General features: G+C 71.5%; 25 protein-coding genes and 1 tRNA gene. 11 read left to right on the forward strand and 15 right to left on the reverse strand.

Features of this window, described 5'->3' with window-relative positions:
- Positions 1–141: 141 nt before the first annotated feature.
- Together ACFC0Z_RS32390 and clpS are read right to left on the reverse strand one after the other, a co-directional pair.
- Positions 142–726, reverse strand: coding sequence for a DUF2017 domain-containing protein (locus ACFC0Z_RS32390; RefSeq protein WP_376445595.1), 585 nt, complete (start codon positions 724–726; stop codon positions 142–144).
- A complete protein-coding gene (gene clpS / locus ACFC0Z_RS32395) occupies positions 726–1,031 on the reverse strand; it encodes an ATP-dependent Clp protease adapter ClpS (RefSeq protein WP_041129438.1) in 306 nt (101 codons plus the stop codon). The genes ACFC0Z_RS32390 and clpS overlap by 1 nt, the downstream gene beginning before the upstream one ends.
- A 113-nt stretch (positions 1,032–1,144) precedes the next feature.
- Here clpS and ACFC0Z_RS32400 point away from each other — a divergent pair, with 113 nt between their 5' ends.
- Positions 1,145–2,473 carry a nicotinate phosphoribosyltransferase gene (locus ACFC0Z_RS32400; protein ID WP_376445598.1) on the forward strand — a complete coding sequence of 443 codons (1,329 nt, stop codon included), beginning with the start codon at positions 1,145–1,147 and terminating at the stop codon, positions 2,471–2,473.
- A gap of 89 nt (positions 2,474–2,562) precedes the next feature.
- The gene (locus ACFC0Z_RS32405; RefSeq protein ID WP_376445601.1) at positions 2,563–3,162 is read left to right on the forward strand and encodes a nicotinamidase; all 600 of its coding nucleotides are present in this window, start codon (positions 2,563–2,565) and stop codon (positions 3,160–3,162) included.
- 3 nt (positions 3,163–3,165) lie between these two features.
- Here ACFC0Z_RS32405 and ACFC0Z_RS32410 read toward each other — a convergent pair whose 3' ends face one another.
- The gene (locus tag ACFC0Z_RS32410) at positions 3,166–3,477 is read right to left on the reverse strand and encodes a hypothetical protein (RefSeq protein ID WP_376445604.1); all 312 of its coding nucleotides are present in this window, start codon (positions 3,475–3,477) and stop codon (positions 3,166–3,168) included.
- Between the two features lie 122 nt (positions 3,478–3,599).
- Positions 3,600–6,008, reverse strand: coding sequence for an immune inhibitor A domain-containing protein (locus ACFC0Z_RS32415; protein ID WP_376445607.1), 2,409 nt, complete (start codon positions 6,006–6,008; stop codon positions 3,600–3,602).
- A 378-nt stretch (positions 6,009–6,386) separates the two neighbouring features.
- Here ACFC0Z_RS32415 and ACFC0Z_RS32420 point away from each other — a divergent pair, with 378 nt between their 5' ends.
- A complete protein-coding gene (locus tag ACFC0Z_RS32420) occupies positions 6,387–6,644 on the forward strand; it encodes a hypothetical protein (RefSeq protein WP_376445610.1) in 258 nt (85 codons plus the stop codon).
- Positions 6,645–6,666: 22 nt separating this feature from the next.
- On the opposite strand, the gene ACFC0Z_RS32425 is transcribed toward ACFC0Z_RS32420, so the two are convergent.
- Complete coding sequence (locus tag ACFC0Z_RS32425) at positions 6,667–7,344, reverse strand: RDD family protein (RefSeq protein ID WP_376445613.1); 678 nt, start codon at positions 7,342–7,344, stop codon at positions 6,667–6,669.
- A gap of 75 nt (positions 7,345–7,419) precedes the next feature.
- Entirely contained in the window at positions 7,420–8,892 is a 1,473-nt protein-coding gene (locus ACFC0Z_RS32430) for an RDD family protein (RefSeq protein ID WP_376445615.1), read from the reverse strand.
- A 311-nt stretch (positions 8,893–9,203) separates the two neighbouring features.
- Here ACFC0Z_RS32430 and ACFC0Z_RS32435 point away from each other — a divergent pair, with 311 nt between their 5' ends.
- Positions 9,204–9,695, forward strand: coding sequence for an SsgA family sporulation/cell division regulator (locus tag ACFC0Z_RS32435; protein WP_376445616.1), 492 nt, complete (start codon positions 9,204–9,206; stop codon positions 9,693–9,695).
- 56 nt (positions 9,696–9,751) lie between these two features.
- On the opposite strand, the gene ACFC0Z_RS32440 is transcribed toward ACFC0Z_RS32435, so the two are convergent.
- Positions 9,752–11,152 (reverse strand): FAD-binding oxidoreductase, encoded by a 1,401-nt coding sequence (locus ACFC0Z_RS32440; protein WP_376445617.1) that lies wholly within the window; start codon positions 11,150–11,152, stop codon positions 9,752–9,754.
- 98 nt (positions 11,153–11,250) lie between these two features.
- Here ACFC0Z_RS32440 and ACFC0Z_RS32445 point away from each other — a divergent pair, with 98 nt between their 5' ends.
- Positions 11,251–12,666, forward strand: a complete 1,416-nt coding sequence (locus ACFC0Z_RS32445) for a tetratricopeptide repeat protein (RefSeq protein ID WP_376445619.1) — start codon at positions 11,251–11,253, stop codon at positions 12,664–12,666.
- A 14-nt stretch (positions 12,667–12,680) separates the two neighbouring features.
- On the opposite strand, the gene hppD is transcribed toward ACFC0Z_RS32445, so the two are convergent.
- Positions 12,681–13,826 carry a 4-hydroxyphenylpyruvate dioxygenase gene (hppD, locus tag ACFC0Z_RS32450; RefSeq protein WP_376445620.1) on the reverse strand — a complete coding sequence of 382 codons (1,146 nt, stop codon included), beginning with the start codon at positions 13,824–13,826 and terminating at the stop codon, positions 12,681–12,683.
- A gap of 121 nt (positions 13,827–13,947) precedes the next feature.
- Here hppD and ACFC0Z_RS32455 point away from each other — a divergent pair, with 121 nt between their 5' ends.
- The 4 genes from ACFC0Z_RS32455 (at position 13,948) to ACFC0Z_RS32470 (ending at position 16,692) form a co-directional block, all read left to right on the forward strand.
- Positions 13,948–14,418: an Lrp/AsnC family transcriptional regulator gene (locus tag ACFC0Z_RS32455; protein WP_376445622.1), complete on the forward strand. Its 471-nt coding sequence runs from the start codon at positions 13,948–13,950 to the stop codon at positions 14,416–14,418.
- Between the two features lie 104 nt (positions 14,419–14,522).
- Complete coding sequence (locus ACFC0Z_RS32460) at positions 14,523–15,104, forward strand: ArsR/SmtB family transcription factor (protein WP_376445624.1); 582 nt, start codon at positions 14,523–14,525, stop codon at positions 15,102–15,104.
- Positions 15,105–15,121: 17 nt separating this feature from the next.
- A complete protein-coding gene (locus tag ACFC0Z_RS32465; RefSeq protein ID WP_376445626.1) occupies positions 15,122–15,322 on the forward strand; it encodes a hypothetical protein in 201 nt (66 codons plus the stop codon).
- Positions 15,319–16,692: an MFS transporter gene (locus ACFC0Z_RS32470; protein WP_376445628.1), complete on the forward strand. Its 1,374-nt coding sequence runs from the start codon at positions 15,319–15,321 to the stop codon at positions 16,690–16,692. The genes ACFC0Z_RS32465 and ACFC0Z_RS32470 overlap by 4 nt, the downstream gene beginning before the upstream one ends.
- On the opposite strand, the gene ACFC0Z_RS32475 is transcribed toward ACFC0Z_RS32470, so the two are convergent.
- The 6 genes from ACFC0Z_RS32475 to ACFC0Z_RS32500 form a co-directional block, all read right to left on the reverse strand.
- Complete coding sequence (locus ACFC0Z_RS32475) at positions 16,625–17,419, reverse strand: S16 family serine protease (RefSeq protein ID WP_376445631.1); 795 nt, start codon at positions 17,417–17,419, stop codon at positions 16,625–16,627. The two genes, ACFC0Z_RS32470 and ACFC0Z_RS32475, sit on opposite strands and share 68 nt — an antisense overlap.
- A 60-nt stretch (positions 17,420–17,479) precedes the next feature.
- On the reverse strand, positions 17,480–18,121 hold the full coding sequence (locus ACFC0Z_RS32480; RefSeq protein ID WP_360800791.1) for a helix-turn-helix domain-containing protein: 642 nt from the start codon (positions 18,119–18,121) through the stop codon (positions 17,480–17,482).
- 432 nt (positions 18,122–18,553) lie between these two features.
- Positions 18,554–20,350 carry a DEAD/DEAH box helicase gene (locus ACFC0Z_RS32485; protein ID WP_376445803.1) on the reverse strand — a complete coding sequence of 599 codons (1,797 nt, stop codon included), beginning with the start codon at positions 20,348–20,350 and terminating at the stop codon, positions 18,554–18,556.
- Between the two features lie 120 nt (positions 20,351–20,470).
- Positions 20,471–20,896 (reverse strand): type II toxin-antitoxin system death-on-curing family toxin, encoded by a 426-nt coding sequence (locus ACFC0Z_RS32490; protein ID WP_376445635.1) that lies wholly within the window; start codon positions 20,894–20,896, stop codon positions 20,471–20,473.
- Positions 20,893–21,093: a CopG family transcriptional regulator gene (locus ACFC0Z_RS32495; protein ID WP_376445638.1), complete on the reverse strand. Its 201-nt coding sequence runs from the start codon at positions 21,091–21,093 to the stop codon at positions 20,893–20,895. Before ACFC0Z_RS32495 ends, ACFC0Z_RS32490 begins: the two co-directional genes overlap by 4 nt.
- A gap of 45 nt (positions 21,094–21,138) precedes the next feature.
- Positions 21,139–22,608, reverse strand: coding sequence for an MFS transporter (locus tag ACFC0Z_RS32500; RefSeq protein ID WP_376445640.1), 1,470 nt, complete (start codon positions 22,606–22,608; stop codon positions 21,139–21,141).
- Between the two features lie 199 nt (positions 22,609–22,807).
- Between ACFC0Z_RS32500 and ACFC0Z_RS32505 the strand changes: the two genes are divergently transcribed.
- Positions 22,808–22,879, forward strand: a tRNA-Cys gene (locus ACFC0Z_RS32505).
- 84 nt (positions 22,880–22,963) lie between these two features.
- Positions 22,964–23,347, forward strand: coding sequence for a hypothetical protein (locus ACFC0Z_RS32510; protein ID WP_376445642.1), 384 nt, complete (start codon positions 22,964–22,966; stop codon positions 23,345–23,347).
- A 17-nt stretch (positions 23,348–23,364) separates the two neighbouring features.
- On the opposite strand, the gene ACFC0Z_RS32515 is transcribed toward ACFC0Z_RS32510, so the two are convergent.
- The gene (locus ACFC0Z_RS32515; protein ID WP_376445644.1) at positions 23,365–24,042 is read right to left on the reverse strand and encodes a hypothetical protein; all 678 of its coding nucleotides are present in this window, start codon (positions 24,040–24,042) and stop codon (positions 23,365–23,367) included.
- Positions 24,043–24,048 lie beyond the last annotated feature (6 nt).

Below are 24,048 nucleotides of genomic sequence, written 5' to 3' on the forward strand. Positions count from 1 at the left end.
ACGCCCCACGGGGTGGAAAATGCACACAAAAGGGTCATCAGAGGGAAAAGTGACCCTCTGATGACGTATTCGTTATCCGGATTTGAGCGTCCGCTGAGCGAACACTCTCCCCCGTCCACCATGTGGACCACGGACCGCCGATTACGGCATCAGCGTGCCGACGAGGGACTCCTGGAGCGCCCCCAGCCAGAGGTACGCCATCACCATCGGCTTGCGCGGGTCGGAGTCCGGCAGCCGGTACAGTCGCTCGCTCTCCTCGTCGTCCTGGATGTCCAGGCGGGTCCCGATGGTCAGCCGGAGGTCGTTGAGCGCGCCGAGCCAGGCCCGGGACTCGTCCGGGGTCAGCTTCAGGACGGCCCCGCCCTCGCCCGCCGAGGCGCCGGCGAGCTCGTCGAGCGCGCGGACGACCGTGAGGGCGTCCACGCGCTTGCGGGCCCGCAGGTCGTTCTCGGTGTAGCGGCGGAAGTCGGAGGCCGCCGCCCGGAGCTCCTCGCTCCCGTCCCCGTACGCGTCGGGGAAGAGGCGCCGCAGGGCCGGGTCGGACGGGGGCTCGGAGGGCCCCTCGGCGAAGAGCGCGGCCAGCGGGTCCGCGTCTGCGTCGGGCTCGTCGCCCGGGCCGATCAGCTCCATGAGCTGCACGGAGAGGGAGCGGAGGATGGAGATCTCGACCTCGTCGAGCGCGACGGCGGCCCCACCGCCGGGCAGGGCCTCGAACTGGCCGGCCATCAGAAACGGTCCTGGGAGAGCGTCGCCCACAGTCCGTAGCCGTGCATGGCCTGCACGTCCCGTTCCATCTCCTCGCGGGTGCCGCTGGAGACCACCGCGCGGCCCTTGTTGTGCACGTCGAGCATCAGCTTGTGCGCCTTGTCCTTGGAGTAGCCGAAGTACGACTGGAACACGTACTCCACGTAGCTCATCAGGTTGACCGGGTCGTTGTGCACGAGGGTCACCCACGGCACGTCGGGTTCGACGACGGCGGAGACCTCCTCGGCCGATTCCGTACGTTCGATCTCAATAGGCGCGACGCTCACTCAGCCCATGTTGTCACCCCTGGGGGCCCGCCGCACAAACGGGGGCGGCGTCGCGGGAGCCTCGCCGCGCCACTATTCGTCACTCTGACGATTTCTGCGCTAGCATCCTTGCCATGAACGCTGCGGACCTTGGGCTGCCGGTGGACGTGCCGTCGACCGCGCTCTTCACCGATCAGTACGAGCTGACCATGCTCCAGGCGGCCCTGAGGGCCGGAACCGCCGACCGGCGCTCCGTCTTCGAGGTCTTCACCCGCCGGCTGCCCGAGGGCCGCCGGTACGGCGTCCTCGCGGGCGTCGGACGGGTCCTGGACGCCGTCGAGAACTTCCGATTCGACCCGGCCGTCCTCGGCTTCCTGCGCGAGCGGGACATCGTCGACGAGCCGACCCTGGAGTGGCTGGCCGGATACCGCTTCTCCGGCGACATCTGGGGCTACCCCGAGGGCGAGGTGTACTTCCCCGGCTCGCCCGTGCTGCGCGTCGAGGGCTCCTTCGCGGAGTGCGTGCTCCTGGAGACGGTGATCCTCTCGATCCTCAACCACGACTCGGCCATCGCCGCCGCCGCCTCCCGCATGTCGGCCGCCGCCGGCGGTCGCCGCCTCATCGAGATGGGCGCCCGGCGCACCCACGAGCTCGCGGCCGTCGCCTCGGCCCGCGCCGCGTACGTCGGCGGCTTCGACTCCACCTCGGACCTCGCGGCCGGCTTCCGGTACGGCATCCCGACCGTCGGGACCTCCGCGCACGCCTTCACGCTGCTCCACGACAGCGAGCGGGACGCCTTCCGGGCCCAGGTCGACTCCCTCGGGCGCGGTACGACGCTGCTCGTCGACACCTACGACGTGGCCGAGGCGGTCAGGACCGCCGTCGAGATCGCCGGTCCCGAGCTCGGAGCCGTACGGATCGACTCGGGCGACCTGCTGCTCGTGGCCCACCGGGTCCGGGCGCAGCTGGACGAGCTCGGGGCCCGGGACACCCGGATCGTGGTCACCTCGGACCTCGACGAGTACGCCATCGCCTCGCTGGCGGCGGCGCCGGTCGACGCGTACGGGGTGGGCACGCAGCTGGTCACCGGCAGCGGCCACCCGACCTGCTCCATGGTCTACAAGCTCGTCGCCCGGGCCGCCTCCGCCGACCCGAAGGCGCCCCTGGTGCCGGTCGCGAAGAAGTCCCTGGGCGGCAAGGCCTCGGTCGGCGGCCGCAAGTGGGCGGCCCGGCGGCAGGACGCGTACGGCGTCGCCGAGGCGGAGGTCGTGGGCACGGGCCCGGTCCCGCCGGAGCTCGCCGACCAGCAGCTCCTCGTCGAGCTGGTCAAGGGCGGCGACGTGGTGGCCCGCGAGCCCCTGGAGGCCGCGCGGTCCCGGCACATCGCGGCCCGCGCCGGGCTGCCGATGTCGGCGATCCAGCTCTCGCGGGGTGAGCCGGTGCTGCCGACGGAGTACATCTGAGGCTTCGGACGCCCCCTCCCGCCGGGAGGGGGAAGTCTCTAGGCTCGATCTCGCCCCTTTCCCCCGCCGACGCGCTAAGGACACCCGCCATGCACCGCGCATTGATCGTTGTGGACGTTCAGAACGACTTCTGCGAGGGCGGCAGCCTCGCGGTGACCGGCGGCGCGGACGTCGCCGCCGCCATCACCGACCTGGTCGGCCAGGCCGCGGGCAGTTCGTACCGGCACGTGGTGGCCACCCGTGACCACCACGTCGACCCGGGCGCGCACTTCGCCCCGCAGGGCGAGGCCCCCGACTTCGTCTCCTCCTGGCCGGCCCACTGCGTGGCCGGCACGGAGGGCGTCGGCTTCCACCCGAACTTCGCGCCGACCGTCGCCAGCGGGGCGATCGACGCCGTCTTCGACAAGGGCGCCTACGAGGCGGCGTACAGCGGTTTCGAGGGCTTCGACGAGAACGGCCGGACGCTCGCGCAGTGGCTGCGCGAACGGGAGGTCACCGAGGTCGACGTCGTCGGCATCGCCACCGACCACTGCGTCCGCGCCACCGCGCTCGACGCGGCCCGCGAGGGCTTCCGCACCCACGTCCTGCTCGACCTGACGGCCGGCGTCGCCCGCGAGACCACGGACAGGGCCCTGGAGGAGCTCCGCGCGGCGGGCGTGGAGCTCACGGGCAGCCCGGTGGTGGCCTAGGCCCTAGGCGACGGGCTCCTTCGGCAGGGACCGTACGGGGTGCCAGAGCTCCTGGGCCGCGCCCGGGGCCGACTTCCACAGGAGGCCGTCCGGGTGGTGCAGGACGGCCGTGATCTCGTCCGGGGTCGGCGGCTCGCTGTTGCCGCGGAGGTAGACCGCCCGGAGGCCCAGGTTCCGGAGCCGGGTCAGGGCTCGGGCGCGGTTCGGCGCGTGGACCAGGAAGCGGACGCTGCGGCCGTCGCGGGCCGGGCTCGGGAGCCCTATCGCGACCACCACGCTGCCGCCGGGCAACTTGCAGAACCCTCCGTTGGGCATGCGGAACCACTCCCCCGTGGATCAGATGTCAATAAGAACTGCGTCAGACGCACCTAAACACGATCGGCCGCCGCCCGCTAGAGGGCGACGGCCGATCATGCTTTGACCTGCGGTTTTGCTAATTACTTGGTCGAAGGACCGACCTGAACCGTGATCGTCTGGCCATCCTTCGGCTCCTTGACGACCTGGATCTTGGTGTTGGTGTCAGTTACCTTGACGCCCGCGCGCGGGGTCTCCGGGAACCAGTACGTGCCCTTGCGGTCGTCGAAGGTCGGGTTACCGGCCTGCGACGGGACCCACGTGCCGACACCGGCCTTGTGGAGCTGGAAGCCCTCGGTGCGGGCGATGGTGAATGGCGAGTCGTACGCCTGGACGCGGTTGCGCATGAGCGTGCCGTCCGACCACTTCAGCGGGCTCGGGTGCGAGTCGATCGGGAGGACCCGGCCGACACCCTCGTGCTGGGAGGTGTTGTTGTCCTTCTGGGACAGGTCCCACTTCCAGATCAGCAGACCGTTCTGGTACGCGTAGTGCTCGACCCAGCTGGCCTTGTCACCCGTGAAACCGAAGTTGTACGGGCCGACCTTGAGGGTCTTGTCGTACGAGACGTACTGGCGGTTCTCCGCGATGTAGTACTGCTCGTACTCGTTGCTGAAGCCCTTGCCGATGCGCGAGAAGCCCTTCGCGACCCAGCCGTTGTCGCCGTTCTCGGCGCCGTCGGCGAAGACGGAGGAACCGTCGGCGGTCAGCTTGATGGCGTCGGCGGTGAAGCCCTTGCCGCCCGCGCCGCCGTCCGTCTGGTAGCGGAAGCGGAGGTCGAACTTCTTGCCCGCGTACGCGTTCAGGTTGTAGGCGAGGCTCTTCGTGGTGCCGGAGACGTCGGTCAGCGCCGGGGAGCCGGCCGCGTCACGCGGGAGCGCCACACCGTCGGCGGTGCCGTCGAGGGCGGTCCAGTTGGCGCCGCCGTCCGTCGAGACCTCGGTGTAGAGGTAGTCGTACTCGGCCTCGATGTCGTACCAGCCCTTGAGCTCAAGGGAGGCGGACGTCTTGCCCGTGAGGTCGACCGAGCGGGTCAGGGTGTTCTTGAGGTCGTCACCCATGCCGCTCCACCACTGCGAGGCACCCTCGGAGGGGGCCACGACGTCGGTGACGACGGTCTTCTTCGGCAGCTCGACGACGAGCGCCTGCGGGTTCTTGGTGTTGTACTCCGAGACGCCCAGCTTGTGGGTGGTCTTGGTGCCACGCTGCCAGTCGCTGACCTTGGCGTAGTTCAGCCAGCCGAGCTGGAGCTTGTCCCACGCGGTCATGTCGCCGGGCAGGTCACCGATGGAGTCCTTGCCCTCGCCGAGCCAGGAGCCCGAGGACATGAGGGTCCAGAACCCGGTCGAGTTCTCGCCACCGGAGGTGTCGTAGTGGTCCGGCAGACCGAGGTCGTGGCCGTACTCGTGCGCGAAGACGCCGAGGCCGCCGTTCTCCGGCTGCATCGTGTAGTCGCCGACCCAGATGCCGGTGTCACCGATCGGGGTACCGCCGGCCTTGTTGTTGGCCGGGCCGGTCTTGCCCGCGTTGGTGCCGTAGGCGTACCAGCGGTGGGCCCAGAGGGCGTTGGTGCCCTCGGCGCCGCCGCCGGCCGACTCGTCCTCGCCCGCGTGCACGAGCTGGAAGTGGTCGATGTAGCCGTCGGGCTCGTTGAAGTTGCCGTCGCCGTCGAAGTCGTAGCGGTCCCACGCGTCGTACGAGGCGAGCTGCGCCTTGATCTGGGCGTCCGTCTGGCCCTTGGCCTTCTGGTCGGCGACCCAGGCGTTGAGACCGTCGCGGACGGTGTCCCACACGTTGGCGCAGTTGGTCTGGCCGCAGTAGTTGGAGCCGTAACGGGCCTCGTTGTACGGGACCTTGACCCAGTCGGAGACCGTGCCGTCGACCGAGTAACGGCCGGACGAGGTCTTCTCGTAGTAGGTCTTCAGGGACTCCTTGGGCTTGCCCTTGGCGTCCTTGCCGGTACCGAAGTACAGGTCCTGGAAGTGCTGCTGGTTGTAGTCCGCCTGCCAGGCCGTGGAGTTGTCGTTCGCACGGTCGGGCTGGGCTATGCGGTTGTGCAGGGGACCGGGCTCGCCGCCGTACTTCGGCTTGAGGTCGGTCGTGTCGTCGTCCTTGCGGTCGACGAGGGTGGTGTTGTCGACCTGGTCGCCGAACTCCACGAGGATCGTGAAGATCTTGTCGGTCTTCTCCCGGCCGAGCTCGACGTACTTCTTGTTGTCGAGCTTGACGACCTTGGAGCCGGCCCGCTCCTCGACCTTGGCCTCGCCGGTCAGGACCTGCTGGAGGGCAGCGGTGCGCTGCTTCGCCTGCTGGTCGCTGAAGGGACCTTCGAGGTCGTGGTCGACCGTCGTCTTGTCGACGGTCTGGATGCCTGCCGGCTCCCCCTTGCCGGGGTCGACCGCCGTGGCGGTGGTGAAGGCCGAAGCGGTGGCGGTCGTGGCCATGAGAGCCACGACGACTGCGGACGCTCTGAACGCCCGTCGAGTGTTGGTCACTTGGTGTAGTCCTCCCCGGCGCCCACGCCTCGGACCGAAGGTGGGGTGTCCGTCGGGCGGGGTCGCGCGTCACAAGTGACGACATTTGACCGGAGTGGCGCGAGAAAAGACAGATCTTGACTTGCACAGACCAAGTGCACTATGCGAGATCGGAATTCCGGTAATCGGACACTCTCCCGGCCGGTCACGGGCGCATCCACCGGCGCGTGTGGCGGATTTCATGACGCCGTGCGCCCCTCGTGCCCCGCCCTCTGAGTAAGGTCACGCTTACCGCCGGGACCACCCGGGCATGGAACTCGTAGAGTCGTGCTCAGAGTCGACCGCCGTGTCGCCCGCAGAGTCGACCGGGAAGCCGGGACCCCGAGGGACGGATCAGTCATGCCGCGTCCGAACACCGCACAGCTCGCCTACGGTTCGGCCACCGTCGTGCTCGCGACCGTCGCCCTGCTGCTGCTCTCCGGCACGACGACGCCCCTGGGCATCGCGGCGGTCTGTACCGCCGGTCTGCTGCTCGGCGTCCTCGTGGCGGTGACGATGCCCGTGCGGACCCGGCCCGTCAAGCCCCCCGTACGCGAAGAGATCCGGGTACCGGCTCAGCGCGTGGGCGCGGGGAGCGATACCCGGATCTCTTCGTGACGCTTCGTCCGTGAAAGCCCTGTTACGGGGCTGCCGTGACGACCACCGTCTTCGCCGCCTTGTCGTGCAGGCCCTGCTTGTAGGGCTTGTCGACCAGGATCAGGATGAGCAGGATCAGCGGCCACAGGCAGGCGCAGCAGATCAGCGCCGGCAGCCACAGCACGACGGCACGCAGCAGCGACTGGTTCATCGGGGGCGTCGAGCCGTCGTTGAGCATCGCGACCCGGAGCTTCATCAGCTTCTTGCCGAGCGTCTGGCCCGTCTTCGCCGTCATCACCGTGTCGTACGCGACGTACGCGACGATCGTCAGCAGCTGGAAGCCCAGGCTGCTGCCGCTGAAGCTGCTGACGGTGTCGCCGAGGTCGTCCTCGGACACCCGCTTGTAGATGTCGAACGGGATGCCGATGAGCGCGAGCGGGATCGCGATGATCAGCCAGTCGATCAGCCGGGCCAGGACGCGCCGTCCGGTCTCCGCGAGCGGCGGCATGCCGGAGAGCGGGTCGGCCCCGCCGTAGCCGCCGCCGTAGCCGCTCCCGTACGGGGGCGGGGGCGGGGGCATGTTGTCGTACGGGCTGCCGTACGGGTTGCCGGGCGGCGGCCCGCCCGGCGGGGGCTCGGAGGGGGGTGTGGGCTCCTGGGGCCTCTTGAGGAAGGGGTCCTCCTCGGGCGGCTGGCCGGGCGGCGGCTGGTCGGTGCTCATGGGGGCAGTGCATCCCGGGGGCGCCGACCTCGCAAAAGATCGTCCCCCGAACGGGGGACGCGTTTCCGCGAACGGTCAGCGGGCCACGAAGGTGCGGGCCGCCTTGTCGTGCCAGCACTGGCGCCAGGGCCGGTCGAAGAGGCACCAGAGGACGTTGACGACACCGATCGCCAGGAGCCCGAGGAGGCTGTAGACGAGCCAGCGGCGGAGCGCCTTGCCGAAGGACGGCGGCTGGTGCCCCTCGATGTCGCGGACCTGGACGCCGCACAGCTTCTTGCCGAGCGTGCGGCCCCACTTGGCGGTGGGCAGCGCCTCGTACAGGACGCCGATGACGAGGAAGGAGGCGAGCACGATGCCGAACTGGACGGAGGTCGTCCCGTCCAGGAGCCAGACCTGCACGGTGGTGCCGGACTGCTTGGCCGCCTCGATCTTGCCGTCGATGTGGTCGAGCGCGGCCGTCACGAAGGGCACGGCGGCGGCACCGACGAGGGCGCCCAGCACGACGGTGTCGATCAGCCGGGCGAGCAGACGGCGGCCGAGCCCGGCGGGCTTGGCGGAGGCCTGCTCGCGGGCGGCCTTCTGGAAGACGTCCTCGACGGGCGGCTTCCAGGGGGCGACGGGCTGCTGGGGCTCGGGCTGCGGCTGAGCCTGGGGCTGCGCCTGCGGCTGAGCCTGGGCCTGGGCCTGGGGTTGAGCCTGCGCCTGCGGCTGCGGCTGTTGGGTCCAGGAGGGGGTCTGCTGGGGTACGGGGGCGGGGGCCGGGGCCTGCTGGGCGACGGGCGCGGGAGCAGGAGCCGGGGCGGGAGCGGGCGCCGGGGCCGGGGTGGGAGCGGGCGCCGGCATCGGGGTCACGGGCATGCCGCCGAGGCGGGCGGCTCCTCCGGCGGCCCGGGGGTCGGCCACGGGAGCCGGGGCGGGGGCGGGGGTGGCCGCCGCCGCCCGGGGCTCGGCCGGCTCGCTCGCGCCCGCGACGGGCCACTCCGCGGGGGTACGGGGGTCGGGCACGGGTGCCGGAGCGGGCACCTGGTCCTGGGGCTGGGACTGGGGGGACTGGGGGGACTGGGGCTGGGGCGCGCCCCAGGAGACCTTCTGGTCGCGCTCGCCGCCGAAGCCGCCCTGCCGGGAGGTGTCCGCCTGCCAGGCCGAGGACGGTTCCGGCGTCGCGGGGCCTTCGTCGAGGTCGTCGAAGAAGACCGGGCCGGTCTCCTCGACGGCGGGGACGGGCACGTTCGCGGGGGCGGACGCCGGGCTCGGGGCCGTGTACGCGGCCACGGGAGCCGGGTCGGGCGCGGGAGCCGGAGCGGGTGCCGGAACCGGGGCCGGGGCCGTGACCACCGGCGCGGGGGCCGGGCCCGGGGCCAGGATCGGGCCCGCGGGGATCGCCCCGGCGGGCGGGGTCGGCGTGCCCTCGCCGTCCTTGGGCGCGGGCCGGCTCGTACCGGGTACCCAGGCGCCTCCGTTCCAGTACCGGATGTATCCGGGAATGGAGGGGTCCGGGTAGTACCCCGCCTGCGGTACTTCTCCGCCTCCTCCGGGAGGAGTAGCCACTGCCCCGACTCCGTTCAGTCACAACGCCTTTGATCCCACGGCCGCTCCCCCGGGCGTGCCGCGCCCAAGGAGGACAGTAACGAAGAACGCCCCCCGGGGATGAAAGAGCCCACGAGAAAGGCCGCCTTCGGGCGACAGGAAACGGAATTCCTCACTCACCGTGATGTTCGGGCCGACGCATTCGGGCTTCTGCCCCGTACGGGAAAAAACTTCCCGAAAAAACTTCCCGAACCCGCGTAATGAACCGCGTGGACCCCTCTCTCTCCAGGTGAAGGCCCGTCCGGGGCCCGACACGAGAGGACGTACCGACCATGCAGAACACCCACAACACCACCGTCGAGCGCGAGCTGGAGCTGAAGCTGGTGCTCTCCCCCGAGCGCGCCGTCCCGGTGCCCGCGCGGCTGGCGTACCGCACCGACGACCCGTACGCCGTCCACATCACCTTCCACGTCGGCACCGACCACCCGGTCAACTGGACCTTCGCGCGCGAGCTGCTCGTCGAGGGAGTCTTCCGGGCGTGCGGCCACGGCGACGTCCGCATCTGGCCGACGAAGGTCGAGGGCAGCAGCGTCGTCCTGATGGCGCTGTCCTCCCCCGACGGCGACGCGCTGCTCGAAGCCCCGTCCGCGCAGGTGTCCGCCTGGCTGGAGCGGACCCTGCGCGCGGTGCCGCCCGGCACCGAGACCGAGCGGCTCGGGATGGACGAGGGGCTCGCCGAGCTCCTCGCGACCACCGTCTTCACCGACGAGCTGTGGCTGAGCGACCCGTGGCCGTCGGACGAGTCGCAGGACGGCGACCTGTGAGCCGCGCCCCTCTCACGCGCGCCCACCTCACCCTCGTACCCCCCAGGGGAGATACGTCAGAACAGTTTTCCGGGGTTGAGCAGCCCGAGCGGATCGAAGGTGCGCTTGATCCCGCGCTGGAGTTCGAGGCCGACCGGCCCCAACTCCCGCGCCAGCCACTCCTTCTTGAGGACGCCCACGCCGTGTTCCCCGGTGATCGTGCCGCCGAGCGCGAGGCCGAGCGCCATGATCTCGTCGAAGGACTCCCGCGCCCGCCGCGACTCGTCCTCGTCCCGGTGGTCGAAGCACACGACCGGGTGGGTGTTGCCGTCCCCCGCGTGCGCGCAGACGCCGATCGTCAGGTCGTACTTCTCCGCGATCGCCGACGTGCCGTCGAGCATCGCGGCCAGCTTCGTCCGGGGCACGCAGACGTCGTCGATCATCGTCGCGGGCTTGATCGTCTCCAGGGCGGTGAGCGAGAGCCGGCGCGCCTGGAGGAGGAGCGAGGACTCGGCGGCGTCGGCGGCCGGGACGACCTCGGTGGCACCCGCCGCCGCACACAGCTCCCCGACGGCGGCCAGGTCGGCGGCCGGGTCCGGGGTGTCGAAGGCGCACAGGAGCAGGGCTTCCGTGGTGTCTGGCAGACCCATGTGGGCAAGCTTGTTGACGGCCTGGACGGTTGTCCGGTCCATGAGTTCGAGCAGCGACGGGGTGTGGCCGCGCTCCATGATCGCGCAGACGGCCTCGCAGGCGGCGGCCGCGGAGGGGAACTCGGCGGCGAGCGCGAGCTGCTCCGGTGGCTGTGGACGCAGGGCGAGCACGGCCCCCACGACGATGCCGAGACTGCCCTCGGAGCCCACGAAGAGCCTGGTCAGGTCATATCCGGCGACGCCCTTGGCGGTGCGGCGGCCGGTGGACAGGAGCCGGCCGTCGGCGAGGACCACGTCGAGACCGAGGACGTACTCGGCGGTGACCCCGTACTTCACGCAGCACAGACCGCCCGAGGCGGTGCCGATGTTCCCGCCGATCGTGCAGGTCTCCCAGCTGGACGGGTCGGGCGGGTAATACAGGCCGTGTTCGGCGACGGCCCGTGAGAGCACGGCGTTGACGACACCCGGTTCGACGACGGCGATCCGGTCGACCGGGTTGATCTCCAGGATGCGGTCCATCTTGACCAGGGAGAGCACGATGCAGCCGTCGGTGGCGTTGGCGCCGCCGGACAGGCCCGTGCGGGCTCCCTGGGGGACGACGGGGACGCGGAGTTCGGTGGCGGTCCGCATCACGTGCCGGACCTGGTCGACGGTGCGCGGGAGCACGACGGCGGCGGGGGTGCCGGCCGCGCAGAAGCTCGCCATGTCGTGGGCGTAGGAGGCCGTGACGTCCGGGTCGGTGAGGACCGCCTCGGCGGGGAGCCCGGCGCGCAGCGCCGCGTGAAGCCGCGTGGGGGAAGGTGCGGGAGCTGCCTGGAGATCGTCCATGCGTCCAGCCTGGCACCGGGGGCCATCGGTGTGAACCCGCCGGGGCGGGCGCTTCGTGTGCTCTTCGTACCGGCGTCGGGGGGCGCACAGTGAGCGCCATGAAGAGCGAGAACGTGTCGAGGACGGTGCTCGCGGCGGGTGTGGGGGCGGTGCTCGCGGCGGCCGCGCTGGTGTACGTCCCCGGGGCCGTCGACCCCGGGCCGCCGCGCGAGCCCGGTCCGGCGGAGCGGGCGACGAGCGCGGCGCACGCCGGCGCGCAGGCGGCGCTGCCGGACCTGGGCGCGCTGATCGCGGACCGGGAGACCTGGCTCGGCGAGCACCCGGGCGACGCGGAGTCGTGGGCGGTGCTCGGCGCCGCGTACACCGAACGCGGGACGCGCACCGGGGACGTACGGGACTATCCGCGCGCGGAACGGGCGCTCAGGCGGTCCCTGGCCGAACGGCCCGCGGCGCGCGGCAATCCGGCGGCGGAGCTGGCGCTCGGGGCGCTCGCGGGGGCGCGCGGCGACTGGCGGACCGCGCGGGCGCTCGGCGAGCGGGTGCGGAAGGCCGAGCCGAAGCGCTGGCCGGTGTACCCGCTGCTCATCGACGCGTACAACGGCCTCGGGGAGTACGAGAAGGCCCGCGAGGCCCTGGAGAGCCTGGAGGAGCTGCACGGGGGCGCGGTGGTGCGGGCCAGGGCCTCGGGGACGTACCGCGACCGGGGGTGGCGCGAGGACGCCGACGCGGCGGCCCTCGACGCGGCGGCGCTCGCGGAGACGGACCCGGACAAGGCGGCGGCGCTCGGGCGGCTCGGGGACCTGGCGTGGGAGCGGGGCGAGGCGGCTGAGGCCCTCGCGCGGTACGAGTCGGCGCTGCGGCTCGTACGGGACCACGGGCCGTCCCTCGCGGGGCGTGCGCGGGCCCACGCGGCCCTGGACCGGCCGGAGGAGGCGCTGCGCGACTGGCGGGCGGCGCTGGCCCGGCTGCCCCTGCCGGAGTACGTGCTCGAAGCGGGCGAGCTGGCCGAGTCGATGGGGCTCGACGGGGACGCGAAGGTGTTCTACCAGCGGCTGCGGACGGGCTCCTGGGCGCGGGCCGAGGTGACGCTCGGGCTGCTCGACGCGGACCACGGCGACCCGGCGGCGGCGGAACGGCGGATGCGGGCGGAGTGGGCGCGCGGGCACCGGTCGGTGACGGCTGCTGACGCAATGGGCTGGGCGCTGTTCCGGGCGGGGAAGGCGAGGGAGGCGCTGGGCTACGCCAAGCTGGCCACGGAGGAGGGGGTGCGGAGCGCCCTCTTCACGTACCACCGGGGAGAGATCGAGCGGGTCCTCGGCCGGGAGGGTCCGGCGCGGCGGCACCTCGCCGAGGCGCTGCGGATCAACCCGCGCTTCTCGCCGCTGCACGCGCGGCGGGCGACGGAGGCGCTGGCGGCGCTCGGGGAGTGGCCGGACGAGCTGCCGAAGGAGCTGACAAAGGAGCCGGCGGAGACGCGGAAGGGGGCCCGGGGCGACGAGCCCCGGACCCCCTGAAGGCGCGCTGGTGACTACAGGTTGCCGCGCTTGTCCTGCTCGCGCTCGATCGCCTCGAACAGGGCCTTGAAGTTGCCCTTGCCGAAGCCCATGGAGCCGTGGCGCTCGATCATCTCGAAGAAGACGGTCGGGCGGTCCTGGACCGGCTTGGTGAAGATCTGGAGCAGGTAGCCGTCCTCGTCGCGGTCGGCGAGGATCTTCAGCTCGCGCAGCTCGTCGATCGGCACGCGGGTGTCGCCGACCCACTCGCCGAGCGTGTCGTAGTACGTGTCCGGGACGGAGAGGAACTGGACGCCGGCGGCGCGCATCGCGCGGACGGTGGCGACGATGTCGTTGGTGGCGAGGGCGATGTGCTGGACGCCGGGGCCGCCGTAGAACTCCAGGTACTCGTCGATCTGCGACTTCTTCTTCGCGATCGCCGGCTCGTTGATCGGGAACTTGACCTTCTTGGTGCCGTCGGCGACGACCTTCGACATCAGGGCCGAGTACTCGGTCGCGATGTCGTCGCCCACGAACTCCTTCATGTTCGTGAAGCCCATGACCTGGTTGTAGAACGCCACCCACTCGTTCATCTTGCCGAGCTCGACGTTGCCGACACAGTGGTCGATGGCCTGGAAGGTGCGCTTGGCCGGGGGCTCGACCATCGGGTCGGCGGCGACGAAGCCGGGGAGGTACGGGCCGTCGTAGCCGGAGCGCTCGACGAGGGTGTGGCGGGTCTTGCCGTACGTGGCGATGGCGGCGAGGACGACGGTGCCGTGCTCGTCCTTCAGCTCGTACGGCTCGACGAGGCCGGTGGCGCCCTGCGCGACGGCGTGGGCGTAGGCGGCGCGGGCGTCCGGGACCTCGATCGCCAGGTCGATGACGCCGTCACCGTGCTCGGCGACGTGCTCGTCGATGAACCGGCCCCAGTCGCTGGTGGCCTTGATGACGGAGGTGAACACGAAACGGGCGGCGCCGTTGGTGAGGACGTAACTGGCGGTCTCGCGGCTGCCGTTCTCCGGTCCGGAGTAGGCGACCAGCTTCATGCCGAAGGCCGTGGAGTAGTAGTGCGCGGCCTGCTTGGCGTTGCCGACGGCGAAGACGACCGCGTCCATTCCCTTGACCGGGAAGGGATCGGCCTCGCGCGCGGCGGAAGGGGTGTGCTCGATGGTCTCAGTCATGGCAGCAATGTCCCGCTGGACGGCAAGGTGCGCAAGAGTTTGCTTTTCCCCTGGTCAATCTGCACAGCGAGAGTCGAGTATGGCCGTGCGACTTGTACATCCTGACCACGGAGAGGCCGCTATGGCGATCGATCATTTGGACGGCCGGCTGATCGCGCTCCTCGCGCGGGAGCCGCGCATAGGGGTCCTGGAGGCCTCGCGGCGCCTCGGGGTCGCGCGCGGGACGGTGCAGGCGCGGCTGGACCGGCTCCAGGCGAGCGGGGTGATCAGGGGGTTCGGCCCGCAGGTGGACCCGGCGGCGCTGGGCTACCCGGTGACGGCGTTCGCGACGCTGGAGATCAAGCAGGGGCAGGGAGCGGACGTACGGGAACACCTGGCGACGGTCCCCGAGGTGCTCGAACTGCACACGACGACGGGCCACGGGGACATGCTGTGCCGGCTGGTGGCGCGCTCGAACGCGGACCTTCAGCGGGTGATCGACAAGGTGGTGGCGTTCGAGGGGATCATGCGGGCGTCGACGGCGATCGTGATGGAGAACCCGGTGCCGCTGCGGATCATCCCGCTGGTGGAGCAGGCGGCGGGAGAGGAGTGAGCGGCGCGTGAGCGTCGCATGAGGACTCACCCGGAAGGGTGATGCAAAGAAGGAGTTGCAAAGAACCTCTTGCAACTCCTTCTTTGCAACTCTACGGTTGAACCATGTCCGAGCCAGAGAAGCATCTGTCCCGCATGCTCGACCCGCGCTCCCTGCGCGGGCTCGCCCACCCCCTGCGCATCCAGCTGCTGCGCAGCCTGCGCCGCCACGGGCCGGCCACCGCCTCCCAACTCGCCGAGCGGCTCGCCGAGTCCAGCGGTGCGACCAGCTACCACCTGCGGCAGCTCGCGCTGTTCGGGTTCGTCGAGGACGACCCGACGCGGGGCAAGGGCCGGGAGAGATGGTGGAAGGCCGCCCAGCAGGGGACCTCCCTGGACGAGACGATCCACAAGAACCCGGACCCCGAGATCCAGGGCGCCCTGGACGTCTTCCTGTACGAGGTGGCGACGATCCACACCCAGGAGATGAACACCTACCTGGGCACCCGGCACGACTGGACCGGCGACTGGGCCGGCGCCTCGGACATGAGCGACTTCACCCTGCGGGTGCCGCCGGAGAAGCTGCGCGAGCTCGGCGAGCGGATACACGAACTCGTCGAGTCGTACCGCGACATCCCGGAGCAGGACGCGCCGAACGCCGAGCGCGTCCGCGTCCACTTCCACGCGTTCCCCCAGCACAACGACTGACGGAAGGAACACGCACCATGCACGCGGACATCCACCTCCACCTGCACGCCCTGACAGCGGCCGACCGGCAGCGCGAAGCCGCCATCGCCGCGACCGCGCCGCAGTCCCCCCACACCCCCACCTTCCGCGTCCAACTCGGCTGGAAGCTCGTCGAGCTGGGGCTGCGGATGGCCACACCGGCCCCTGCGGCCGCGCGCCGGGTGAGCCTGGCAGCATGACCGCGCAGGGGGGAGACACGAAGGACCGTCGGCCGCTGGCCACCGTCCTGACGGCCAACGCCGTCTCGATCGCCGGTAATTCACTCACGCTCATCGGCGTCCCGTGGTTCGCGCTGGAGACCACGGGAAGCCCCGGCAAGGCGGGGCTCGTCGCCTTCTGCACGGCCCTGCCCGTGCTGCTCTCGGCCATCGCCGGCGGGCCGGTCATCGACCGGCTCGGCCGCCGCCGGGTCAGCATCGTCTCCGACCTCGTCTGCGGGCTCGCCCTGGCCGCGATCCCGCTCCTGCACCACGCCGGCGTCCTCGAACTCTGGATGCTGTGCGCGCTGATGGGGGTCAACGGCCTCTTCCACGCGCCCGGCGAGACGGCCCGGCACGTCCTGGTCCCCGACCTCGCCCGGCGCGCGGGGACGCCGCTGACGAGAGCGGCGAGTCTGTACGACGCCGTGGCGCGGGGCGCCAGGATGGCGGGGGTCGCGACGGCCGGCGTGCTCGTCGCCCTGCTCGGCTCCGACTCCGTCCTGTTCCTCGACGCGGCCACCTTCGGGCTCTCCGCGCTGCTCGTCTTCGCGGGCCTGCGCGGGGTGCCGTCGGCCGAGCCGATGCGCGACGCCCCGCGCCTCTCCCTCGCCCGCTACCGGGCCGACCTGCGCACGGGGTACGCGTTCCTGTTCGGCAGACGGCTGATGCTCGGGATCATGGTCATGGTGATGGTCACCAACGGCCTCGCCCAGAGCTGGAGCGCGGTGCTGCTGCCGGTCCACGCCCGGGAGGAGCTCGGCGGGCCCGCCGCACAGGGCCTGCTCGGCGCGGTCTTCGCCGGCTGCGCGCTCGCCGGAGCGCTGCTGTACGGGGCGGTCGGCCACCGTTTCCCCCGGCGCGCGGTGTACGCGACGGGCTTCCTCGTCGGGGGCGCCCCGCCGTACGTGGTGGCGGCGCTCACCGACACGACGGCGCCGCTGCTCGTGACGATGGCGGCGGCAGGCCTGGGGGTCGGAGTCCTCAACCCGATCCTGACGACGGTCATGTACGAGCAGGTGCCGGACGACCTGCGCAGCCGGGTCGTGAGCGCGAGCACGGCGGGCGTGCTGATGGCGATGCCGCTCGGCGGTCTGGCGGCGGGACTCCTGGTCGAGCGGGTGGGGATCACTCCGACGCTGCTCGGGATCGGGGCGGCCTACTTCCTCGCGACCCTCGCCCCGTTCGTCTTCCCCTCGTGGCGGGGCATGGACACCGCGCCGCCGCCGAAGGACATACCCGGCCCGCCCGGCCCGCCCGGTCCGGGTGCGGCGGGCGACGGGCTCAGCAGCTCGGAACCTTCGACTCCTGCCCCTGTTCCAGGGCCCGCAGGGAGTCCACCGCGTCGGTGAGGGTGGTGACGGGGACGAGCCGGAGGCCCTCGGGCTGCTCGGCCTTGGCGTCGGAGCACTCGTCCTTCGGGACGAGGAAGACGGTGGCGCCGTCACGGGCGGCGGCCTGGGTCTTGAGCGAGACCCCGCCGACGGCGCCGACCTTCCCGTCGGGCTCGATCGTGCCCGTACCGGCGACGGTCTTGCCGCCGGTGAGGTCGCCGCCGTCCCCGTCGCCGTCGAGCTTGTCGACGATGCCGAGGGAGAAGAGCAGGCCGGCGCTGGGGCCGCCGATGTCGGCGAGGTGCAGGGTCACCTTCACCTTGGCGGGGTCCAGCTTCAGGTAGCCGAGGGCGGCGAGGGTGGCCGCGTCCTGCGACTCCTTCATCTGGCCGAGGTTGTGCTTCTCGATCTCGGCGTCGGACTTCCCCGAGGGGTAGACGGAGTCGTGCGGGAGCACGGCGCGGTCGGTGCGGAACCAGGCGTCGGCCACGTCCCCGAGGTCGACCTCGGTGGACGGGCCGGTGGCGACGATGGTCGTCATCCGCAGCTGGCCGCTGGTCGGCCGGACCGGGGCGCCGGTGATCGTGATGACCTCGCGCCCCTTGTCCTCGCCGAGCACGTCGGCCGTCGTGCCGGGCTGCGCGATGGCGTACGGCAGCGGCGCGAGCCCGACGACGGCGAACAGCGCGGCGACGGGCAGCGCGCAGAGCGCGAGGGCACGAGGACGGGAGAGACTGGAGAGCACGTCCCCAATCTACTGGGGCCCGGAGGATCCGTTCCCGACGCCCCGCGCTCCACGGGCTGTCTACCGCAGGGCGTCGGCGACTTCCCTGGCCGCGTCGACGACGCGGGGGCCGACCCGCTCGGGGACCGCGTCGGTGAGCATGACGACGCCGACGCTGCCCTCGACACCGGTCACGCCGACGAGCGGGGCGGCGGCGCCGCTCGCGCCGGCCTCCAGTTCACCGTGGGTGAGGGTGAAGCCGGGTTCGATCAGGGAGCCCTGGCGGGCGGCGAGGATCGCGCGGCCGGCCGCGCCCCGGTCCAGCGGGTGACGGAAGCCGGCCCGGTAGGCGACGTGGTAGTCGGTCCAGGTCGGTTCGACGACGGCGACGGCCAGCGCCTCCGCCCCGTCGACGAGGGTCAGGTGGGCCGTCGCCCCTATGTCCTCGGCGAGCGAGCGCAGCGCCGGGAGGGCCGCCTCGCGGACCAGCGGGTGCACCTGGCGGCCGAGCCGCAGCACACCGAGGCCGACGCGGGCACGTCCACCGAGGTCGCGGCGGACGAGGGCGTGCTGTTCGAGCGTGGCGAGGAGCCGATAGACGACGGTCCGGTTGACGCCGAGTTTGTTGGACAACTCGGTGACGGTCAGGCCGTGGTCGGTGTCGGCGAGCAGTTTGAGGACTCTGAGTCCTCTGTCGAGCGTCTGGGAGGTCTCCGCGGTCACGACGCCCTCTCCTTCGGAGTGAGTGGCGACGGGCTCTTACGGGATCGCGACGCCGGTCCCGTCGGCGACGCACGTCAGAGGCCGCCGGCAGGAAGGGGTACACCGGCTGCGCTCCGCGGCGGCGCTGCCACGGGGCGAATGCTTTGAGCCGGGACAGTAGCGACCCGCTCCGCTCAGCGGAAGACCTCGTCCAGAATCCGGGCGCCGACGACCGGATAAAGACGGTTCAGGACCTTCGTCGGCCGGATGGGGGACTTTGGCGGACAAGATCCCCTCGGTCGTGCACCTAGCGTGGAGGGTGCCCGGAGATCGACCGTGGGGGCCGGTCTCCGAGTCGGATCCCGTCGCCGCGGGATGCGTGAGGCCCGTACGCGCAGACTCGTACGGGCCTCAGTCACATCACGACGCCGCTCACCTCACGACGCTTCGTGGCTACCGCATGCGGGTGGCCCACTCCTGGACCTTCTTGATCCGCTCGCGGATCTGCCCGGCCGTGGCCTCGGCGCTCGGCGGGCCGCCGCACACCCGCCGCAGCTCGGTGTGGATCACGCCGTGCGGCTTGCCGGTCTGGTGGACGTACGCGCCGACCATCGTGTTGAGCTGCTTGCGCAGTTCGAGCAGCTCCTTGTGGGAAACGACGGGCCGCCGCTCCGCCGGAAGCTCCAGGAGGTCGGCCTCCTCGTCCGGCTTCTTGCGGCTGTGCGCGATCTGCCGGGCCTGCCGCTTCTGGAGCAGCAGCTGGACCTGGTCGGGTTCGAGGAGTCCGGGGATGCCCAGGTAGTCCTGCTCCTCGGCGCTGCCCGGGTGGGCCTGCATGCCGAACTCCGCGCTGTTGTACAGCACGCGGTCGAAGACGGCGTCGGACTCCAGGGCCTCGAACGGCAGCATGTCCTGCTCGCCGGTGTCCTCGTCCTGCTGGCGCTCGGCCTCCGCCATCTCCTTCTCGGACTCGGCGTACGGGTCCTCGTCCTCGCCCGCCTTCTTCGGCTTGTCGAGGACGTGGTCGCGCTCGACCTCCATCTCGTTGGCGAAACCGAGGAGGCTGGGGATCGTCGGAAGGAACACGGACGCGGTCTCGCCGCGCCTGCGCGAACGCACGAAGCGCCCGACGGCCTGCGCGAAGAAGAGCGGGGTCGAGATCGTCGTCGCGTACACGCCGACGGACAGGCGCGGGACGTCGACGCCCTCGGACACCATGCGGACGGCGACCATCCACCGGTCGGTGCTCTCGCTGAACTCGTCGATGCGGTTCGAGGCGCCGTTGTCGTCGGAGAGGACGACCGTCGCCTTCGTCCCGGTGATCTCCCGGATCAGCTTCGCGTACGAGCGGGCCGAGTCCTGGTCGGAGGCGATGACGAGGCCGCCGGCGTCCGGGATGGACTTCCGGACCTCGGTGAGCCGCTGGTCGGCGGCGCGCAGCACGTTCGGCATCCAGTCGCCCTTGGCGTCGAGCGCCGTGCGCCAGGCCTGCGAGACGGCGTCCTTCGTCATCGGTTCGCCGAGCCGGGCCGCGATCTCGTCGCCCGCCTTGGTGCGCCAGCGCATGTTGCCGCTGTAGGAGAGGAAGATGACCGGCCGGACGACGCCGTCGCCGAGGGCGTTGCCGTAGCCGTACGTGTAGTCCGCGGAGGACCTGCGGATGCCGTCGTTGCCCTCCTCGTACGTGACGAAGGGGATCGGGTTCGTGTCCGACCGGAAGGGCGTACCGGTGAGCGCGAGGCGGCGCGTGGCGGGCTCGAAGGCCTCCAGGCAGGCCTCGCCCCAGGACTTGGAGTCACCGGCGTGGTGGATCTCGTCGAGGATGACGAGGGTCTTGCGCTGCTCGGAGCGGTTGCGGTGCAGCATCGGGCGGACGCCGACACCGGCGTACGTGATGGCGACCCCGTCGTACTCCTTGCTGAGCGGCCCGGCGCTGTAGTCGGGATCGAGCTTGATCCCTATCCGGGCCGCGGCCGCCGCCCACTGCTTCTTCAGGTGCTCGGTGGGCGCGACGACGGTGATCTGCTGCACGACGTGGTGGTGCAGCAGCCAGGAGGCCAGGGTCAGCGCGAAGGTGGTCTTACCGGCGCCGGGCGTGGCGACCGCGAGGAAGTCACGGGGCTGCTCCTGGATGTACTTCTCCATGGCCCCCTGCTGCCAGGCACGCAGCTTGTTGGCGGTACCCCAAGGGGCCCGTCCTGGGAAGGCGGGAGAAAGGTGATGGGAGGAGGCGGTGGTAGTAGTCACGATCTCCGGGTTCGACGCTCGTCACGGATGACAGTTCCAGATACGACAACCGGTCCACCTTACCGGCGGGCCGGTCGGAACCTCGTAGGAAACGGGGCGGGTGTGAGGAGGTTGCGATGCACCTCACGTCGCGGGGAAACGTACCCCGCGGTCCGGCGGAACTCCCTCCGCGTCGGGGACGATCAGCTCGCGGAGGGCCGCCGCGATCACCTCGACGTCGTACGTCTCGCCGTCCGCCACGGCGGTGACCAGGCGTTCCGCCGCGGCCGCGTCGGGCCGCAGGCGGACGGCGTTCAGGGCGAGGAAGGTGACGCAGGACAGCCAGGCGGTGCGATGGCGGTCACCGACGAAGGCGTTCCCGACGGCGAGCGACTGCAGAAGGGCCGCGGCCTTCTCCACGACACCCGGGTAGACGTCCGCGCCGTCGTGGACCACCGTCGGCCGGTACGCGGCCTCGGCGACGAGTCCCACGTCGCGCGCGACCGGGGTGTCGCCGGACGCGGCCTCGGCTACGGCGAAGACGTCCTCGGCGGAAAGGTAGACGGTCACGTCAGCCGGTCCAGGAGCTCGCTCCACCTGGCCGCTTCCTCGCGGGCGGTCTGCCGCACCCGCGCTTCGTGCGCGGTCCGCGCGAGGTAGTCGTCCACGGCCCGGAGGACGAGCGCGTGCATGCTCACGCCGTCCTCCCGTGCCCGCCGGCGCAGTGCCTCGGTCTGGTCGTCACGGAGACGCAGGTTCATGGCCACGCCGGAAATGGTACCGATTTGGGGTCATTCCGGCGGGCCGATCGGTCAGGCCGGGTCCGGCGCCGCGTGCAGCCGCGTGGCGACCCACGCGCCGACCGCCGCCACCCCCGCCATCGGCAGGAAGACCGCCGCGAAGGCCGCCGGGTGGGAGCTCTGGGCCGCGTCCGCGGTGACCGCGTGGCCGACCGCGCCGCCGCCGAGCGCCGCGAAGGCCGCGCCGCCGACGGCGAGCAGGAGGACGTTGGAGAGGCCGTCGGAGATCTGGAGCGCGGCCGAGTTCGCGCCCGCCTCCTCCGGCGGCGACAGCTTCATGAGCAGCACGCTCGTCGAGGAGATCACCGCGCCCATGCCGAAGCAGCTGAACGCCCACACCACCGCGACCACCCACACCGGCACCGCCGCGATCAGCACGCTCGGCGCCGTCGCGATGCCGAGGGCGACGAGGACCATCCCGAGGACGACGAGGCGCTCGCGGTACGGCTCCGTCCACGGCCGGGACTGGATCCAGGAGCCCAGGGCCCAGGTCAGGCCGCCGAGGGCCAGCGAGAACCCGGCCATGGTCACGCTGACCCCGCGCTGGGTGACCAGCATCAGCGGGATGAAGGACTCGGCCGCGATGAAGGAACCGGCGGAGATGCCGCGCAGCAGGATGACGGAGGGCAGTCCGCGCGCCGCCCGTACGGTGCCGCGCGGGAGGAGGCCCCGGATCGCGGGGACGAGGAGCGCGGCGCCCAGGACGGCCGGGACCAGCGAGATCCAGCGCAGTTCCTGGCCCGCGTACTGGAGCAGCCCGGCGCCGGCCGAGATGGCGAGCGCGAGGACGATCCGGCGCCGGTCCCAGGGCGCGAGGGGCGCCTCCGGGTCGGCGGGGCCGGAGGCCGTCCGGCGGATCGCGGGGAGGGCGAGGGCGAGCGGGAAGACGACGAGCATCGGGATGCCGAGGAAGACCCAGCGCCAGCCGAGGTGCTCGGTGATCGTCCCGGCGGCGAGGGGGCCGACGACCGAGGGGACGACCCAGCTCGCGGCGAACGCGGCCATGATCGCGGGCCTGAGGTGTTCCTCGTAGGCGCGGCTGACGATCACGTACAGCGCGACGATGACGAGCCCGCCGCCGAGGCCCTGCACGGCCCGGCCGAGGATGAACATCCACATGCTGCCGGCGGTCCCGGAGAGGACCAGTCCGGCGGCGAAGGCGGTCATGCCGCTGGTGAGGGAGGCGAGCGGGCCGCTCCGGTCGGACCACTGGCCGGCCAGGACCATGCCGAAGAGGCTGGTGGTGAAGTACGCGGAGAAGGCGAAGGCGTAGACGGAGACGCCGTTCAGCTCGCGGGCGGCGACGGGCATCGCCGTGCCGACGGCGGTCGCCTCGAAGGCGATGAGCAGGACGACGGAGACGATGCCGATGCTGAGCGCCCGGTGGGCGGCGTCGAGGACGGTGCCCCGGGGGGCGGGCGGGTCGTCGACGGGTATCGGGGTCCCGGCGGTGCCGAGATCGGGGGAATCGAGGGCGCTCATCCCCCCAGAGTAAGTGGTCAACCATTCAATGACCCCTGTCGGGAGGGCTGATCGTCCTCCGCCCTTGGTCGTACGTCCCGACGCCTGATTGTGAACGCGGTATGGCAGTCGCGTGGCACGGCCCCGGTATCCCTTGAGCCCCTTCCGGCCCCGCTCTACGGTCTTAACCAACGCACCAAGCAACACCGCACGACACCACGACCGTGTGCCCGAGTGGTTCAGGGGCTCGCCTGCAAAGCGAGTAACGCGGGTTCAATTCCCGCCACGGTCTCTGCCGAAGGTTCCGCGAGAAGCCCCCGAGGGGGCTTCTCGCGGAACCTTCACATCCGCCCACAGGTCGTGCCACAGTCCGCCCATGAGTGATCAAGGCAGACGCAAACTGGGCGTCCTCGCAGGTGTCGGCCTCGCTGGAGGCCTCCTTCCCGGCATCACCCTGGGCGCGGAGACCGCCGACGCGGTCCTCTCCCTGATGACCGCAGTCCTGGTCGTCACGGTCCTGACCCAGATCGTCCACATCGGCCCCTCGGCCCGTGTCCCGGCCTCCGCCCTCGTCCTCTTCGGTGCGCTCGGCTTCGTCCAGGACGCCCTCGTCTGGTGGCTGCTCTCCTGGCTCGGCCCCAAGGTCGGCGAACTCCGCGTCGAGGGGTTCACGACGATCCTTCTCGCCGCGCTCTGCACCCGCGGCGCCGTGCTCCTGCTGTCCCAGCTGACCTCGACCGCCGAGACGGCCGAGGCCTGAGCCGTACGGTCACCCGGTCACGGCTGGCCGCGCCACTTCTTCGTCTCGAAGACGGGCTGCTCGGGAAGCCCCGCGTTGTTCTCGCACTCCAGCTTCTTCACGATCCCGAGTGTGACGGAGTGGAGGACGGTCAGGTACGCCTCCCGGGTCGCGGCGGTGTTCGCGGGGTAGGCGCCCTTGATCGGCTTGTCGAAGCCGATCGAGGCCCCGACGGGGGCCGGCTCCTTGTCCGAGCCCTTCAGGCGGGGGCTCGTGCACTGGACGAAGAGGTGGGCCCCCTTCTCGTCCGCGCTGGCCTCGCGGCCCATCGCGTAGAGGTACCGGCCCTGCTTCCACCACGTCGCGGTGCCGTCGTCGTACAGGGAGTCGCTGTCGTGCAGCCAGACGTCGACGCCGAGCCCGCTCTTCGGGGAGGCGTCGGTGGTGATCTCGCACGTCGCGGGGTGGCCCGGCGGCCTGCCCTCCCGTGCCTGGTCCGCGATCAGCGCGTCCGTCGTCCGCCCGAGCCCGATGCCGGACTCGCCGTACGCGTCCGTGCCGAGGAGCGACGCGACGGCCCCGACCGCCGCGGTCGAGAGCGTCCCGTCGCACTTCGGCGCGGGCGGCTTCGCCTCGTCCTCGCCGCTGCCGCAGGCGGTGAGGAGCAGCCCGAGGGCCAGCACGGTCGAGACGGTCGGTACGGACGCTTTTCTCATCGGTGT

The sequence above is a fragment of the Streptomyces sp. NPDC056144 genome, from assembly GCF_042264145.1.
In the GTDB taxonomy this organism is placed as follows: domain Bacteria; phylum Actinomycetota; class Actinomycetes; order Streptomycetales; family Streptomycetaceae; genus Streptomyces.